Annotated in this window: 15 protein-coding genes and 1 pseudogene; 5 read left to right on the forward strand and 11 right to left on the reverse strand. The window is 62.3% G+C overall.

Translation table 11 applies throughout. The features are described 5' to 3' along the window. From EN964_RS08700 to EN964_RS08710, 3 genes and pseudogenes are all read left to right on the forward strand, one after another. Positions 1–224 (forward strand): annotated as a pseudogene (locus EN964_RS08700) (FADH(2)-oxidizing methylenetetrahydrofolate--tRNA-(uracil(54)-C(5))-methyltransferase TrmFO); the annotation flags it as partial. 3 nt (positions 225–227) lie between these two features. After that, on the forward strand, positions 228–794 hold the full coding sequence (locus EN964_RS08705; protein WP_127269101.1) for a hypothetical protein: 567 nt from the start codon (positions 228–230) through the stop codon (positions 792–794). Between the two features lie 68 nt (positions 795–862). Then, positions 863–1,156, forward strand: coding sequence for a type II toxin-antitoxin system ParD family antitoxin (locus EN964_RS08710; RefSeq protein ID WP_164748858.1), 294 nt, complete (start codon positions 863–865; stop codon positions 1,154–1,156). 11 nt (positions 1,157–1,167) lie between these two features. Here the strand turns inward: EN964_RS08710 and EN964_RS08715 are convergent, their stop codons facing one another. The 6 genes from EN964_RS08715 to yajC form a co-directional block, all read right to left on the reverse strand. Then, positions 1,168–2,118 carry a sterol desaturase family protein gene (locus EN964_RS08715; protein ID WP_206528701.1) on the reverse strand — a complete coding sequence of 317 codons (951 nt, stop codon included), beginning with the start codon at positions 2,116–2,118 and terminating at the stop codon, positions 1,168–1,170. Continuing rightward, the gene (locus tag EN964_RS08720) at positions 2,118–2,552 is read right to left on the reverse strand and encodes a hypothetical protein (RefSeq protein WP_127271503.1); all 435 of its coding nucleotides are present in this window, start codon (positions 2,550–2,552) and stop codon (positions 2,118–2,120) included. Before EN964_RS08720 ends, EN964_RS08715 begins: the two co-directional genes overlap by 1 nt. Positions 2,553–2,628: 76 nt before the next feature. Beyond that, positions 2,629–3,471, reverse strand: coding sequence for a phytoene/squalene synthase family protein (locus EN964_RS08725; protein ID WP_164748857.1), 843 nt, complete (start codon positions 3,469–3,471; stop codon positions 2,629–2,631). 1 nt (position 3,472) lies between these two features. Beyond that, entirely contained in the window at positions 3,473–3,865 is a 393-nt protein-coding gene (locus EN964_RS08730; protein WP_127271505.1) for an Mth938-like domain-containing protein, read from the reverse strand. Between the two features lie 25 nt (positions 3,866–3,890). Beyond that, positions 3,891–6,440, reverse strand: coding sequence for a protein translocase subunit SecDF (gene secDF / locus EN964_RS08735; RefSeq protein ID WP_127273192.1), 2,550 nt, complete (start codon positions 6,438–6,440; stop codon positions 3,891–3,893). Positions 6,441–6,491: 51 nt separating this feature from the next. Then, positions 6,492–6,830: a preprotein translocase subunit YajC gene (gene yajC, locus EN964_RS08740; protein ID WP_127270542.1), complete on the reverse strand. Its 339-nt coding sequence runs from the start codon at positions 6,828–6,830 to the stop codon at positions 6,492–6,494. A 276-nt stretch (positions 6,831–7,106) separates the two neighbouring features. On the opposite strand from yajC, the gene EN964_RS08745 reads away from it, so the two are divergent. Then, positions 7,107–7,982 carry an ATP-binding protein gene (locus EN964_RS08745; protein ID WP_127272750.1) on the forward strand — a complete coding sequence of 292 codons (876 nt, stop codon included), beginning with the start codon at positions 7,107–7,109 and terminating at the stop codon, positions 7,980–7,982. Positions 7,983–8,021: 39 nt separating this feature from the next. On the opposite strand, the gene EN964_RS08750 is transcribed toward EN964_RS08745, so the two are convergent. Then, positions 8,022–8,840, reverse strand: coding sequence for an AraC family transcriptional regulator (locus tag EN964_RS08750; RefSeq protein ID WP_127273191.1), 819 nt, complete (start codon positions 8,838–8,840; stop codon positions 8,022–8,024). A 112-nt stretch (positions 8,841–8,952) separates the two neighbouring features. Here EN964_RS08750 and EN964_RS08755 point away from each other — a divergent pair, with 112 nt between their 5' ends. After that, entirely contained in the window at positions 8,953–9,843 is an 891-nt protein-coding gene (locus EN964_RS08755) for an NAD-dependent epimerase/dehydratase family protein (RefSeq protein ID WP_127267603.1), read from the forward strand. 113 nt (positions 9,844–9,956) lie between these two features. Here the strand turns inward: EN964_RS08755 and EN964_RS08760 are convergent, their stop codons facing one another. The 4 genes from EN964_RS08760 to serS all read right to left on the reverse strand — a co-directional run. Next, positions 9,957–11,468 carry a peptidoglycan DD-metalloendopeptidase family protein gene (locus tag EN964_RS08760; protein WP_127267602.1) on the reverse strand — a complete coding sequence of 504 codons (1,512 nt, stop codon included), beginning with the start codon at positions 11,466–11,468 and terminating at the stop codon, positions 9,957–9,959. Positions 11,469–11,664: 196 nt separating this feature from the next. After that, entirely contained in the window at positions 11,665–12,318 is a 654-nt protein-coding gene (locus EN964_RS08765) for a protein-L-isoaspartate(D-aspartate) O-methyltransferase (RefSeq protein ID WP_127267601.1), read from the reverse strand. After that, positions 12,315–13,073, reverse strand: coding sequence for a 5'/3'-nucleotidase SurE (gene surE, locus EN964_RS08770; RefSeq protein ID WP_023812184.1), 759 nt, complete (start codon positions 13,071–13,073; stop codon positions 12,315–12,317). The genes EN964_RS08765 and surE overlap by 4 nt, the downstream gene beginning before the upstream one ends. Further along, the coding region (gene serS / locus EN964_RS08775) for a serine--tRNA ligase (RefSeq protein WP_127276307.1) at positions 13,073–13,877 on the reverse strand (805 nt) is incomplete at its 5' end. The genes surE and serS, both read right to left, overlap by 1 nt.

Consider the following 13,877-nt stretch of genomic DNA (forward strand, 5'->3'; position numbering starts at 1 on the left):
CCGGCGGCCACATCGTCTCCGATGACGACCCGGGAAAGCGCTCCTTCCAGCCGATGAACGTCAATTTCGGCCTGTTCCCGCCGGTGGAGGCGCCGAAGACCGAAGGCAAACGCATGCGCGGCAAGGACAAGACCGTTGCCAAGCGCCATGCGATCACGTCGCGTGCGCAGGCTGATTGCCGAGAATGGCTAGGGCTGCCGGCACAAGCGCAAGCCGCCGAGTAGTCCATGGCCAAGCACTCCGAGCTGCACCAGCTTCTGCCGTCGGACCTGCCGCCGAGTGGCGAACCTTTCGCCGGCGACTACGAAATTTGCTGGAGCATCTATGTCAGATGCACCAACCTGCGGAAGCTGCGCGAAGTTCATATACCCGCTATCGAGGCGCTAATAGGTCAGCCTCACGGGGGCCAAGGTTGGCTGTACGAAAATGAAAATTACAATGAGAACCGCGATCGAAGCTTGAAGAGAATCATTGCCGTTCAGCCTGTCGAAGGTCCCTACAATGACCGGCTAATTCTGGATTTCATGAAAGCGATCTATTCGCTGTCATCCTTCTGGGCGATCCAAACCCGTCTGGATCCCTCACATCCTCATGGCGTCTACCTCAGTGCACGATTCACGCAGGAGGCTCCCAGCTCGGAGGCGCCGGCTATCGTCGACGCGCTGGTTGAGTTCGAAGCCAATTTTACAGATTTGGGGGGCCGTGAATTCGGCCGGCATTTCGGCACAACTCGGCGCATTAGCGCCACCATGCCGGATGGTTCGGAAGCCGGCCGGGCGAAACCCAGGCGCTAGGACCTCATCGTTGGCCGCACGGATGAAGCAGGATACAATCCTACTTGCGGTCCAATGGGAGCCGTTCCATGGAATTCGCCGAGAAACTTTCTGTCACAGTCACGCCAGCAATGGCCCGCCTTATCCGCCAAAAAGTCGAAGACGGCTCTTTCGGCTCGGCGAGCGAAGTCATCCGCGCGGCGCTCCGGGCCTTCCAGCGCGAGGAAGAGGAGCATGCCGAGCGCCTAGCCGCGATCCGGGCCAAGATAAAGGCTTCGATCGAAGATACGCGTCCCGCTGTTCCGCTGGATCACGCCATCGCGCAAGTGACGGAACGAATCGCGCAATTGGCGTACGACAGCGATGACGACGGACCCTCCTGACATAAGAAGTTCTACTCGGCGGGCTCGCCACCCACGCTTGGCAATCCCGGCTTCCCCGCCTCAGCAGGATTTCGCCTGACATAGGCAGCCTTCAAACTCTCCGAAGTCTCGCGCGAGCCGTCATGGCTCCACCCTGGCGGCTTGATCAAGTAGTTGATGCGGTCGCGCACCGTCAGCCTTGGCACAAACGCATCCCTGAACATGCCGATCCATTCATGGAACGCCACTTTCAGTGGATTGAAGGTGCCGAGGTTCCTGACGATGCCATAGCGCGGCCGGTCTTCTTCCAACTCTCCGACGAAGGTGCCGAACATGCGGTCCCAGATGATCAGCGTGCCGGCATAATTGGCGTCGAGATAGCGCGGATTGGTGGCGTGGTGGACGCGGTGGTGTGAGGGCGTGTTGAAGACGAACTCGAACCAGCCCCACATCTTGCCGATCGTCTCGGTGTGGATCCAGAACTGCCAGACGAGGTTGAAGCCGAAGGTGAAGGCAATCACCGCCGGATGGAAGCCAAGCAGCACCAGCGGCGCCTGCAAAACGAACATGAAGGTGAACATTCCGGTCCAGTTTTGCCTCCTCGCCGTCGATAAATTGTAGTGCTGGCTGGAATGATGGTTGACGTGTTCGGCCCACACCCAGCGCACCCGGTGCGCGATACGGTGATAGACGTAGTAGCGCAAATCATCGAGCAGGAAGGCGGCCAGGAACACCCAGACCGACAGGCCGAGATTGAAGATGCGGAACTGCCAGAGCCACAGCAACGCCCAGTAGGACACGACGCCAAGCAGCAGCCCGGCAACGACATTGCCGGTGCCCATCATCAGGCTGGTCAAGGTGTCGCGCGTTTCGAACGAACCCTTGGCGCGGCCGGTGCGCACCAGCCAAAGCTCGATCAGGATCGCGACCACGAAGAACGGAATGGCCAGTTGGGTGACTTGCGGGAAATTGTAGCTGTCCATCATGCGGCCGCCCCAGTGGAATTCGAACGTTGCTGCTCAAGCGCTTTCAGCAGGCCCTGCGCATCCGTTGAGCTGGCAAAGCGGAAGCGGCCGCCCTTCCAAGTGAAGTCGGCGAGCCGCAGCGAAACCGTGTTCGCCCCTCCGGCGTTCAAAACCATGACATCTTGAGGTGTGACGATGCGGGTCAAGAAGCAATCGCCGATGCCGTGAACGATGCCGATGCGCCCTCGCCCGATATCCAGAAACGCAGTCCTGGCATCCGCTGTCAGGCGGACTACCGTCGCGATCTCGTCGGGAAAATCCTCAGCGAATCGGCTCACCGCGCGATTGGCACTGCTGAGCGTCGCTATCTTGCTGCCGCCGGTGAAATGCACCGCCGCAACCGACAGCGCGATGCCGAAGGTAACGATCGCCACCAATATGGGTAAGCTCATTCATCTCCTCCGGGCCGGCCTGTTGTCTTCGGCAACAGTTTGGCGCGGGGACGTCTTAACACGATTGACGTTTACGTCAAAGCGCAGGCCAGCCCTTGCTCGCGCGACGCAGCAGCAGCCAATGCCGGCGCAAGGCCGACAGCCGCGCCACGCCTTCGAGCGGCGAACCATTCTCCATCTTGCCGAGGTAGGCACGTGACAGGGCGAGCGGCAGGAATGCCGGACGCAGCGAGACAGGCAAGGTCGGTGCGCCTTGCTCGAAGGCGGAAAGATGTTCCCGTGCCAGCGCCATCATCGCCGCCACCGCGCGTTTGGCGCCGGGTCCGCCATCACCAGCAATGAATTCTTCCGGCGACGATCCCGCCGCCGCCAAAATATCGGCCGGGACAAAACACTGTCCGCGCCGGCGATGCAGCGGCAACAGCAGCAACAGGCCGGTCATCGCCTGCGCACAGCCTGCCCTGCCCGCCAGATCGGCAAAGCGCGGCGCCCCGACGGGATCGAGCACCATCGCCGCAAGCTGGATGAGCGCGGCAGCAGTCTCGCCGCAATAGCCTTCCAGGTCAGTGCGCGACGGCATCGGGTCGTCATAGAGGTCGAAGATGCGTGCATCGAGCATGTTCTCGAAGGCCGGCTTCGGCAGGCCGAACGTCGCTATCGTGGCGTTCAAGGCTTCGGCTGTGGGATGGCCGGCGCCCGCTTCTCCGCCAGCGGCAATGACATCGCGCCACCATTGCAGCCTCACCTCGCCCGGCAGCGCTTCATGGATGCGATCGCGGATTCCTGCGATCTCGGCATTGAAGGCGTAGAGCGAAAACAGCGCGTCGCGCTTGTCGTCGGGCGCGTAGAGCGCGGTCAGATAGCGGTCATGGTCGGCGGCGCGCACCGCGTCCATGACGATTTTGGCATTCTGGGACATGTCAATCGACGGCGATGAGCGCGGCGGCCACGGCGCGCTCTTCCGCCAGAAGGACATTGTAGGTCCGTACCGCGGCACCGGTCGACATCGGGTCGGACGCAATGCCGGCAGCCTTCAGCGCGGCTCGCAGTGCGGCGGGCAATGGCCGGAGATCCCTGCCCATGCCGACCAGCAGGATCTCGACCTTGCCGGCCTCAGCCAGCAGCTTGTCGAAATCCGCCACCGTCAGCACCAGAGGATCAGCCGGTTCCCAGCCATGGATGCCGGATGGCAGGCACATGAGCGAACCGCGATGCGACATGTCGGCAAAGCGGAACCCGCCATTGCCATAGGCTTCGATCGGCGCGCGGCCCGGAAAATGCGCCTCGCGGATGACGATGCCTTTGCCGGTCACCGCTATACCCCTTCGGGGCGGCGCGTCAGGTCGCGACCGCCTTGCCGCCATTGACCGGCTTCTCCTCGTCGGCCGAAGCCTGCGGCCTCAGCTTGAACAGGATCAGCAACGGTGCGGCGATGAAGATGGACGAATAGGTGCCGAAGACGACGCCGAACAGCATGGCCATCGTAAACGAGCGGATCACCTCGCCGCCGAACAGCACCAGCGCCAGCAGCGCCAGGATCGTCGTCACCGAAGTCAGCGTCGTTCTCGACAGCGTCTCGTTGATGGCGTTGTTCAACAGCTGCGGCAGCGGCATGCGCTTGTATTTTCGCAAATCCTCTCGAACACGGTCATAGACCACGATCGTATCGTTCAGCGAATAGCCGATGATCGTCAGGATCGCCGCCAGCGATGACTGGTTGAACTCCAGTCCGGTGATGACGAAGAAGCCGAGCGTCATGACCACATCGTGCACCGTCGCCACGATGGCGCCGACCGCGAACTGCCATTCGAAGCGGAACCAGACATAGACCAGGATGCCAAGCAGCGCGATCAGCATGGCGATCGTGCCTTGCTTGGCAAGCTCGCCAGAAACGGTCGGGCCGACCACTTCGACGCGGCGGAAATCGTAATTGTCCTGCAGCTCGCCACGCACCTTGTCGATGACGGTCTGCTCGGCATTCTCGCCACCATCCTGCGTCCCGACGCGGATCAGCACGTCGTTCGGCGTACCGAACTGCTGCACCTGAACTTCGCCGATGTTGAGCTCGGTCAGCCGCGCACGGAGGTCGGCGAGGTCGGCATTGCCGCTCTTGGCCTGCACCTCGATCAGCGAACCGCCCTTGAAGTCGATGCCGTAATTGATGCCGACGGTCATGAACAGCACCACCGACAGGATCGACAGTGCGCTGGAGAGCGTGAAGGTCCAGCGACGGATGCCCATGAAGGGGATCTTGGTGCCGGGCGGAACGAAGGTCACCGGTGCCTTCGGCAATTCCTTCGGGCGAGCCCGGCGCAGCCAGATCGAGACCAGCAGGCGGGTGAAGGTGAAGGCGGTGAAGACCGTGGTCAGGATGCCGATGGCGTAGGTGATGGCAAAGCCCTTCACCGGCCCGGTACCGAGATAGAACAGCACCACGGTGGCGATCAGCGAGGTGATGTTGGAATCGACGATGGTCGCCAGCGCCTTGGTGAAACCGGTATCGATCGCCTGGATCACGGAGCGGCCGGCGCGTCGCTCCTCGCGAATACGTTCATAGATCAGCACGTTGGAATCGACCGCCATGCCGATGGTCAGTACGATACCGGCGATACCAGGCAAGGTCAGCGTAGCGCCAAGCAGCGAGAGCACGCCGACGATCATCGCCACGTGCACCGCCAGCGCGATGTTGGCGAGGAAGCCGAGGAAGCCGTAGGCGACGAACATGAAGGCGACGACGAGGATAGAACCGATGATGCCGGCGACCTTGCCGGCATGGATCGAATCCTGGCCAAGGCCCGGACCAACGGTGCGTTCTTCGATCACCGTCAGCGTCGCGGGCAACGCACCGGCGCGCAGCAGCACCGCAAGGTCGTTGGCGCTCTGGGCAGTGAAATTGCCGGAAATCTGGCCGGTGCCGCCGAGGATCGGCTCGCGGATCTGCGGCGCCGAAATCACCTGATTGTCGAGGATAATGGCGAACAGCTTGCCGACATTCTGCGCCGTGGCCTGACCGAAGCGCGCCGCTCCTTTCGAATCGAAGCGGAACGACACCACCGGCTCGTTGTTCTGCGAATTGTATGTCGCCTGTGCGTCAACGAGGTTTTCGCCCGAGACGATGACGCGATTTTCGATCAGATACGGAACCGGCGGATCGTCCTGCGAATACAGCACCGATGACCCGGCGGGCGGACGGCCATTGAGCGCGTCCTGCACCGGCATCGACTGGTCGACCATCTGGAAGGTCAGCTTGGCGGTCTGGCCGAGGATTTCTTTCAGTCTCTGCGGGTCCTGAAGACCCGGCACCTGGACAAGGATACGGTCGTCGCCCTGCCGCTGCACGATCGGTTCGGTGGTGCCGAGTTCGTTGACGCGGCGTTCGACCACCTCGATCGACTGCGTCAGCGCGGTCGACGTGCGGTATTTGATGCCGGCGTCGGTGACGTTGAACTTGAGCAGGCCGGGCTCGGAATCGTCGAGCGTCATTTCCTGGACGGAGCCGCCGGTGAACAGGCCGGCAGCGACCGGATCGGTCAGCGTCTTCAGCGCCGTCTTGGCGGCATCGATCTGGGCGGGATCGGTGATGCGGACCTGCAGGGTCCGCCCCGTGCCGGCAAGGCCGGTATAGCCGATCTTGGCGTCGCGTAGCAGCGTGCGGATTTCATCGCGCGTCGTCTCCAGCCGATCCTTGATCAGATCGTTCTGGTTCATTTCCAGCAGGATGTGCGAACCACCCTGCAGGTCGAGGCCGAGCGTCATCTGCCGCTTCGGTACCCAGCTGGGCAATTGCGCCAGCGTGCTGGCGGAGAACAGGTTGGGCGCGGCGAGGATCACTGTGATGGCCACGGCCACCCAGATCAGGATCATCTTGAAGCGCGAAAAATACAGCATATGGCGTCGTCCGTCAGAGCGTGTCCGCGGATCGCTCCGCCTAAAATTGGATTATTTCTTGGCGTTCTGGTTGGCCACCGGCTCGCCCTTGACGCGCACATCGGCGATCGTCGAGCGCAGCGCCGTCACCTTCAAGCCGTTACCGAGGTCGATCTCGAGCTCGTTGTCGTCGATCACCTTGGTCACCTTGCCGACGAAGCCGCCGCCGGTGACGACCGTGTCGCCGCGACGGACAGCCGCCAGCATCTCGCCGCGCTTCTTCAGCTGCGTGCGCTGCGGCCTAATGATCAGAAAATACATGATCACGAAAATCAGGACAAAGGGCAAAATGCTGATGAACATGTCGGGAGAAGCGCCGACGCCTTGGGCGTATGCCGGTGTCACGAACATCGAGGTACTCCTGATCTTTGAAAACAGCCGCCAATTTGGCGGCCCTTGAAATTTGGCCGGAATATAGTCGGTAAAGTTGTCAATGCAACTGCGCGGCCGGCCAAATCGGCTGCTTTTACGGCCTGTTGAGCCGTGTTAGAGCATGATCGCGAAAAGCGCGAGCCGGTTTCCGCAAAAGATTATGCTCTAACAAAAGGTTGCGACCGGTTTTGTATCAGGCGGAATCGGGCAGCTTCACGCCCCCAGACATCAAAAACGCGAAAACAAAAGACAGTCATGACCGACAGCAGCATTGAATCCCTGAACCAGAAACTCGACCGGCTGATCGAGGCGGTGAGCCGCCTTGCCCCGCCGCCGGTGCCCCAAACCGACCTCGGCGAGGCCGATTGTTTCGTCTGGCAGGCCGATCCCGGCTATCTGGAGCCGGTGCGCAGGGTTAACCGCGTCGACATCGGCCTGATCCGTGGCGTCGACCGCGTCCGCGACATCCTTGTCGACAACACCGAACGCTTCGCCGCCGGCTACCCAGCCAACAACGTGTTGCTGTGGGGCGCGCGTGGCATGGGCAAATCGTCGCTGGTCAAGGCCGTGCATGCCGAAATCAACGCCAGGACCAAGTCCGACCTGCCGCTGAAGCTGATCGAAATCCACCGCGAGGACATCGACACGCTGCCGAAGCTGATGGGATTGCTCAAGGCGGCCCCCTTCCGCTTCATCCTGTTTTGCGACGACCTCTCCTTCGACCATGACGACACTTCCTACAAATCGCTCAAGGCAGCGCTCGAAGGCGGCGTCGAGGGTCGGCCAGTCAATGTCATCTTCTACGCCACCTCGAACCGCCGCCATCTGTTGCCCCGCGACATGATCGACAATGAGCGCTCGACCGCGATCAACCCATCCGAGGCGGTCGAGGAAAAGGTGTCGCTGTCCGACCGGTTCGGGCTGTGGCTCGGCTTCCACAAATGTTCGCAGGACGAGTATCTCGACATGATCGATGGCTATGTCCGGCACCATGGGCTGGCAATCGATCCCGACACGCTGCGTGCCGAAGCATTGGAATGGGCGACGACGCGCGGCAGCCGCTCGGGCCGCGTCGCCTGGCAGTTCACCCAGGACCTGGCTGGACGGCTCGGCAAGCCACTGAGGGACTGACACGTTGGGTGGCGTCGCCAACGCCATCCAATGACAAGATCATTTGGGCTGCGCCCGGCGCAAATCACGCGGCGTTTGGCCGATCTCGCGGCGCATCCAGTGCGCCAGATGTGACTGGTGCGCAAAGCCCGTCAATTCCGCCACCTTGCTTGTGCTGAGATCGCCTCGCTGCAGCAGGGCGCGTGCGCGTTCGACGCGACGTCGCACCACGTAGCGGTGCAGGGTGACGCCCGTCGCCGCCTTGAACCAAGCCCGCAAGTGCGAGCTGCTCGCCCCGGCAACTCGGCTCAATCGCTGGATTGAAAGGGGCTCGTGCAAGCCAGCTTCGATATGCTCCAACACTCGCTTGAGCTGGGCATCTGACAACCGGTTTGTTCGCTCGACATCGGAATTCTCAAGACCGAGCAGCCTCACCGCCAGAGCGGCGCCAATGCTGTCGGCAAACAAAGATCCACTCGGTGAGTTTGCGCCGAGATCGCTCTCGAGTGCACGGGCGAGATGTTGGATGCGCTGATCACGAAGCAGATGACGTGTGTCGAGCGGCAACGCGCGCGCCTTGCCACCTAGCTCAGCCGCCACCCTTTCCATCAGGGCTGGTTGTAACGCGATCTCGATCGTGTCGAACGGGGTTTCGGTCTCGAAGCCGCCCTCTTGGCCAGCGGGCACCAGGTCAATATCGCCAGCGCGCCTCACGAAATATCGACCAACCTCATTGCAGTAGGAACGCGTCGCCGCGCTTGCATGCACCATGATGCGATGATGGGCCGCCCTGGAGAGACGATGGACGCCCGCTTCGATATGCCAGAAGGCCATTGTGACGTCGGGCGGAAATCGGGCCGGAACAGACTGCGAATGCATGCTCTCTCGCTTCCTGGCAAAACCTGTCCAAGAATTGGCAATTCCCGCGCGATTTTCAATGCCGGGGACATGTACCTACGCCTCTCCATCGAGCTTGGACGAGAGGTTAGCCATGAGTTTTTATGTAGTTGTCGGAGCAGGCCCGGTCGGGCACGAGACCGCGCGCCTTCTGGGCGAAGAAGGACATGACGTCGTTCTCACGAGCCGGAGTGTCGGCTCAAACGCGTTGCGGAACGTCCGGGCGGTGCAGGCCGATGCCACCGATGCCGTTGAACTGGCGCGTATCTGCCGAAACGCCGACGCCATTTTCATGTGTGCCATGGCCGCCTATCACCGGTGGCCGACCGACTTCTTCCCAATCATCGACGGCACCGTGCGTGCCGCGGAAGCGGTCGGCGCGAAGCTTGTGGTTCTCGGAAACCTCTATGGCTATGGGAAACATGCCGATAGCCCGCTTCACTCCGACCTGTCTCTGGATCCGACTTCGAAGAAAGGGACCGCCCGCACGATCATGTGGCAGCGGGCGGTCCGTGCGGACGTGCCGGCAGTCGAAGTGCGGTCCAGCGATTATCTTGGACATGGCGCGATCAGCTCTTTCTCACTGGTCGCGCTGCCCTCCATAATCGAGGGGAAGCCGACTGCTTTCATTGGAAACCTCGACGCGACTCATGCCTGGTCCTTCACGAAGGACGTGGCCAGGACGCTGGTCGCCGCTTCCCGCTACACGGGCAAATGGCGACGGGCGTTCCATGTTCCATCGCAACACGCCTCACCCCGGGAACTCATCCTGACGACGGCGGCAATGCTTCACCGTGAAATTCCAGAAACACGTTCCTATTCCATCCCCGAAATGGAAGCATTGGGCATGCATGAACTCATCGAGATGAGCTATCTCTTCGACAATCCCTTGCTGGTCGATTCCTCCGACGCGGAGACGCTTCTCGGAATCAAGGCCAGCGGCCTTGACGTCATGATCGCCGACACTCTGCGTGATCATCTTTGAAGCTTGAAGACTGGCGCGTCGCGTTGAAACTGAAAAAGCCCGCTCCTTTCGGAACGGGCTGAGCCGGCGGGCCGGACTGGAGGTCAGACGGCCCGCAAATTGCTTTTTTTCTTCTATTCGAGGTAACCCGAGGGATCGACCGGGGCCGAGTTCTTGCGCACTTCGAAGTGCAGCTTCGGCGAGTCCGTCGTGCCGCTCATGCCCGACAGCGCGATTTCCTGGCCGCGCTTGACCTTCTGGCCGCGCTGCACCTCGATCGAGCTGGCGTGGCCGTAGACGGTGACCAGGCCATTCTCGTGGCGCACCAGCACCGTGTTGCCGAATTCCTTGAGGCCGTCGCCGGCATAGATGACGACACCGTTCTCGGCTGCCTTGACCGGTGTGCCCGAGGGCACGGCGATGTCGACGCCGTCTTTGCCGGAGCCGAAACCGGAGATCACGCGACCGCGCACCGGCCAGCGCATCTTGCCGATGCCGGTGGCGTCAGGCGCGACGGCATCGTCGGCCTCGGCCTGCTGGATGACCTTCGAATCCTTCTTCGGCGGCGTGTAGGACGCCAGCGTTTCCGACGGCGTGGTCTTTGCCGCGGGCTGCGTCGTGGCCGTCGTCACCGGATCGACCTTGGCCGGTTTGGCGGCGGCGACGGTCGCGGTTCCACCCGCCGGCACCTTCAGGGTCTGGCCGATCTTGAGCAAGCCATCCTGCATGCCGTTGGCCTGCTTGATGGCAACGACTCCGACACCGGTTTTCCTGGCAATCGAGGAAAGCGTGTCGCCCGACTGAACCGTATAGGTGCCAGCTGCATTGGTCGCCTTGGCCGCGGCTACCTGCGGCTTGGGCTCCTTGGGCTGGCTCGCGGCGGCCGACGTATCGACCTGAGCGGTGGATTTGCCCTCCCTAGGCTTCGGCTGCTGCGGCAGGACGGCGACTTTGTCCGGCGCAGTGGCCGGCAGGTTGTGCTTGGTGTCTTTCGCCGGCTTGGCATCCGCGAGCTTCGGCTCGCTCTTGCTCGAATAGGCGTAGGCCGGGATGACCAGCTTCTGGCCGGTCTTCAGCCCCTTGGTCGCGCTCAGCCCGTTGACCTTCATGATCACGTCGGACGGCACCTTGTAGCGCTGCGCCAGGCCGCCGATCGTTTCGCCGTCCCTGACGACGATCTCGGTTGCATGCGGAGTGCCGGAAGCAGCCACGCGGGGTTCGTCAGGTTGCGAAACCTTGAAAGGCGATGCCACCGGGGCGACGGTGCCGGTCGTGGTCCTGTCGACATGCGGTGCGGGAGCCAATGCGGTGCGCACCGGCTTCGATACCGGCGCCACTTCGGGAGCCTGGGCAACGGGCGGAGGCAGCGGCCGCGTCGAGACCGGATCGAGGCTGGAGCGGCTGACCGACTGTGTATGGCTGCCATCGATCGGAGCGGCGGCGACATCGCCCGGATAAGGCTGCTGTACGGCATCCTGCTTGTTGATGATGGTGCGCTGATTGTTGGTCGAGGATGTAAAGACGTCGTCGACGCCATTGAACCGCGAAACTTGGGAACTGCACCCCGCAGCAGCACCCGCGACCATCAGTATGGCGCAGCCTCGCGCCAGATTGCGACCGCTTGTCTTCAAAACACTGAGTTGCATCGCACTAACCCGCACATACCCGGTACAAACTAGGCATGATTAAAGCGCGTTAATGTTACTCGACGGTTAACCCCATGGAATCCGGCGCAATTTTTCTTAAAATATTAGAGAGCGAGCCCAGGGGAGATTTTCAGGTCATGCCGGCCGGGGTCGAAGACGCACCCGACGCGGCGCGGCCTGAACATCGACATGCGCGCTAGATGATAGCGGCGACACCGCGCAGGATCGGCTGCAGGCGAACGAGGCCGATGTCTTCACGCTCGAAGCGGCTGCCGACCTTGGTCAGCTTGGCCAGCACCTGTTCGCCCTCTTCGGGGCCGATCGGCGCGATGACGATGCCGCCGCTCGACAATTGGTCGAGCAGGAAACGCGGCAGGCTGTCGAAGGACGCCCATGCAACGATGCGATCGAACGGCCCTTCATTCGGCAGGCCACCGGAACCATCGGCGTGGCGCACGATGACATTGCCGATGCCGAGCGCCTCGAAGCGCTGCCTGGCCTGCTCGGCGAGCGTCTTGTAGCGATCGGTGGTGATGACCCGCGCCGCCAGCCGCGACATCACCGCCGAGGTGTAGCCCGAACCGGTACCGATCTCGAGCACGCGGTTGCCCTGCTCGATAGCGAGCGCCGCGATCACCGCCGCCTGCATGTCGGCACCTTCGATCGCCTCGCCGCATTCGATCGGCAGCATACGGTCCGACCAGGCGATCTGATGGAACTGGGCCGCCAGGAAGCCGCGCCGCGGCGTCGCCTCGAAGGCGGCGATCAGCGCTTTCGGTACAGTCCCCCGACCGCGCAGACGCAGCAGAAAGGCGGCAAAACCTTCACGGTCATCGATCCCTTGGTTCATGCAAGCGCCTTGCTCAATTGGTCACGGATTTCATGCGCGGTCAGATCGAGCTGCAGCGGCGTCACCGACACCAGCCTGTTGCGCAAGGCGTAGAGATCGGTGCCTTGCTTGCCCTCGACCGGCTCGCCGCCGAAGCGCAGCCAGTAGTATGGCAGGCCGCGCCCGTCGCGGCGCTCGTCGACCCACAGGGAGTGCACGAGCTTGCCTTGCGTGGTGACCACCGTGCCGGCGACCTCTTCGGGCGTGCAATTGGGAAAATTGACGTTGAGCAGCACGCCGTCCGGCAACGGCGTCGCGACAAGCTTCTTCAGCAGCGCCGGCGCCAGCACCTCTGTCGTCTCGTAGGGCACGACGCGATCTTCGCCGACATAGCTGTAGCCCTGGCTGAGCGCGATCGAGCGGATACCGAGCAGCGCGCCTTCCATGGCGCCGGCGACGGTGCCCGAATAGGTGACGTCATCGGCGATATTGGCGCCCGAATTGATGCCGGACAGGATCAGGTCGGGTGCGCCAGGCAGGATTTTCTTGACGCCCATGATGACGCAATCCGTCGGCGTGCCGCGCACGGCGAAATGCTTCTCGCCGATCTTGCGCAGCCGCAGCGGCTCCGAGATCGACAGCGAATGCGCGTAGCCGGACTGGTCCTGCTCGGGCGCCACCACCCAGACATCGTCGGACAGCGTGCGCGCGACGCGTTCGAGCGACGCCAGGCCCTCGGCATGAATGCCGTCGTCATTGGTCAGGAGGATACGCATTATTTCGCTTCGATCTTTTCCAGGCCGCCCATGTAAGGCCGCAGCACTTCAGGAATGGTTACGCTGCCATCCTCGTTCTGGTAGTTTTCGATGACGGCGATGAGCGCGCGGCCAATGGCTGTGCCCGAGCCGTTGAGGGTGTGGACGAAGCGGTTGCCCTTGCCGTCTCTGTCCTTGTAGCGCGCGTCCATGCGGCGCGCCTGGAAATCGCCGCACACCGAGCAGGACGAGATCTCGCGATAGGCGTTCTGGCCGGGCAGCCAGACCTCGATGTCGTAGGTCTTGCGCGCGCCAAAGCCCATGTCGCCGGTGCACAGCGTCATGGTGCGGAACGGCAGGCCGAGCCGCTTCAGCACTTCCTCGGCGCATTGCGTCATCCGCTCATGCTCGGCAAGTGACGATTCCTGGTCCGTGATCGACACCAGCTCGACCTTGTAGAACTGATGCTGGCGCAGCATGCCGCGCGTGTCGCGCCCGGCCGAACCCGCTTCCGAGCGGAAGCACGGCGTCAGCGCGGTGTAGCGCAGCGGCAGTTTTTCATGCGCGGTGATTTCTTCACGCACAAGGTTGGTGAGTGGGACCTCGGCAGTGGGAATCAGGCCAAGCCTGCCCTCCCCGTGCGGCGTGAAGAACAGATCTTCCTCGAACTTCGGCAACTGGTTGGTGCCGAACAGAACATCGTCCTTGACCATCAACGGCGGGATGACTTCTTCGTAGCCATGTTCGGTCGTATGCAGGTCCAGCATAAACTGGCCGAGCGCACGTTCCATCCGGGCCAGTCCGCTTTTCAGCACCGTAAAGCGC

The sequence above is a fragment of the Mesorhizobium sp. M7A.F.Ca.CA.001.10.2.1 genome (genome assembly GCF_003998575.1).
Classification (GTDB): Bacteria; Pseudomonadota; Alphaproteobacteria; order Rhizobiales; family Rhizobiaceae; genus Mesorhizobium.

Excerpts from the sequence above, each read along its gene's own strand:
- EN964_RS08710 (WP_164748858.1), top strand. The coding sequence starts at position 863 with ATGGAATTCGCCGAGAAACTTTCTGTCACAGTCACGCCAGCAATGGCC.
- EN964_RS08715 (WP_206528701.1), bottom strand. The coding sequence starts at position 2,118 with ATGGACAGCTACAATTTCCCGCAAGTCACCCAACTGGCCATTCCGTTC.
- EN964_RS08705 (WP_127269101.1), top strand. The coding sequence starts at position 228 with ATGGCCAAGCACTCCGAGCTGCACCAGCTTCTGCCGTCGGACCTGCCG.
- secDF (WP_127273192.1), bottom strand. The coding sequence starts at position 6,440 with ATGCTGTATTTTTCGCGCTTCAAGATGATCCTGATCTGGGTGGCCGTG.
- EN964_RS08760 (WP_127267602.1), bottom strand. The coding sequence starts at position 11,468 with ATGCAACTCAGTGTTTTGAAGACAAGCGGTCGCAATCTGGCGCGAGGC.
- EN964_RS08745 (WP_127272750.1), top strand. The coding sequence starts at position 7,107 with ATGACCGACAGCAGCATTGAATCCCTGAACCAGAAACTCGACCGGCTG.
- EN964_RS08755 (WP_127267603.1), top strand. The coding sequence starts at position 8,953 with ATGAGTTTTTATGTAGTTGTCGGAGCAGGCCCGGTCGGGCACGAGACC.
- EN964_RS08725 (WP_164748857.1), bottom strand. The coding sequence starts at position 3,471 with ATGTCCCAGAATGCCAAAATCGTCATGGACGCGGTGCGCGCCGCCGAC.
- EN964_RS08720 (WP_127271503.1), bottom strand. The coding sequence starts at position 2,552 with ATGAGCTTACCCATATTGGTGGCGATCGTTACCTTCGGCATCGCGCTG.
- EN964_RS08765 (WP_127267601.1), bottom strand. The coding sequence starts at position 12,318 with ATGAACCAAGGGATCGATGACCGTGAAGGTTTTGCCGCCTTTCTGCTG.
- EN964_RS08750 (WP_127273191.1), bottom strand. The coding sequence starts at position 8,840 with ATGCATTCGCAGTCTGTTCCGGCCCGATTTCCGCCCGACGTCACAATG.
- yajC (WP_127270542.1), bottom strand. The coding sequence starts at position 6,830 with ATGTTCGTGACACCGGCATACGCCCAAGGCGTCGGCGCTTCTCCCGAC.
- surE (WP_023812184.1), bottom strand. The coding sequence starts at position 13,073 with ATGCGTATCCTCCTGACCAATGACGACGGCATTCATGCCGAGGGCCTG.